The 1225-nt window shown below is 44.4% G+C and carries 1 protein-coding gene; it reads right to left on the reverse strand.

The window, feature by feature from the left end; translation table 11 throughout:
* A partial coding sequence (locus A3735_RS25100) for a diguanylate cyclase domain-containing protein (RefSeq protein WP_156499915.1) occupies positions 1–1225 on the reverse strand: 1225 nt, incomplete at both ends.

Genomic DNA, 1225 nt, shown 5'->3' on the forward strand with positions numbered 1-1225 from the left:
GCTCAAGACATCTATAAGACTTGGTGAGTTAAATTGAACCGGAGAAATGTTTATCAACATTGTGCAGCGTGCATTGTAATGAGCTTTAAGCTCGACCAGCGCAGCTAAAGACTGCTGAATTACGAACTCACCAATCGGAATGATCATGCCGTTTCTCTCGGCTACTGGGATAAATTCGGCAGGGGATACTTGGCCAAGATGCTCGCTGTGCCAGCGTAATAATGCTTCAAAGCCTATTACTTGTTTACTTTGTGCGTCGATCTTTGCTTGGTAGACCAAGTACATTTCGTTCTTGTCCAAGGCAGCGCGAAGTGCTTGCTCTAACTCAATTTGACGCGATACTTTCTCTTTTCGCTCTTTAGTGTAAAAAGCATAGGAACCGTTAGAGAATTCTTTTGCTACGTGAGTTGCTGAATCGGCATTCTTAAGTAATTCATCAGATGTGTCGCCGTCAAAAGGAAAAATTGAGATCCCGATGCTCGCCGAAAGAGTGTATAAACCCGCATCTATTTGAAAGGCTGCCCGAAACTGCTCCAATACGGAGCTGGTTGTTGAAGCTAGGTCGGACACATCATTAAAGTGACTGATGATAATCAGGAATTGATCACCACTGAGGCGGCCCAGTGTGTCACCCTCTGTTAGTGTTGTGCCAAGCCGCTCAGCAACTTGTTTCAGAACTTGATCCCCGGCACTGTGCCCGTAGGAGTCATTAATCTTCTTAAATTCATCGATGTCTATCGAAAGCATGGCTACTTTCGAGTTGTTCTGTTTGGCTTCGTTAATGCGTTCTCGTAAACGGTCTTCGATCAGGAAACGGTTTGGAAGGTCGGTTAGCTGGTCATAATGCGCTGAACGAAGTATCTGTGAAGTTTGCTGTCTTACTTTACGCTTTAGCATCATGTTCCAAAGCGCACCGATAATGATGATGACAAAAAGAGCAGCACTTATCCGAAGAACGATCATTAGGCTCTGATTGTTGTCGACTTTTATGCTTGTCCATTTTTGGCGGATAGCCTCTTCTTCTTCCACCGTAATACTGTCCAGACCTTTTTCAATAATAGAAACCAACTCGGGCCAGTCATTTCGTATAGCGAAGTGTAGACTCTGTTTTTCTTTTGAAACGGGGGCGGCTACTTTTAGGTTGTTAAGGTTGAGTTTTCGTATCCAATAAGAAGTTGAGGCGACATTTCCGACAAATGCATCGACTTCGCCACCTGACAATGCG

This window comes from Oleiphilus sp. HI0061 (assembly GCF_001635675.1).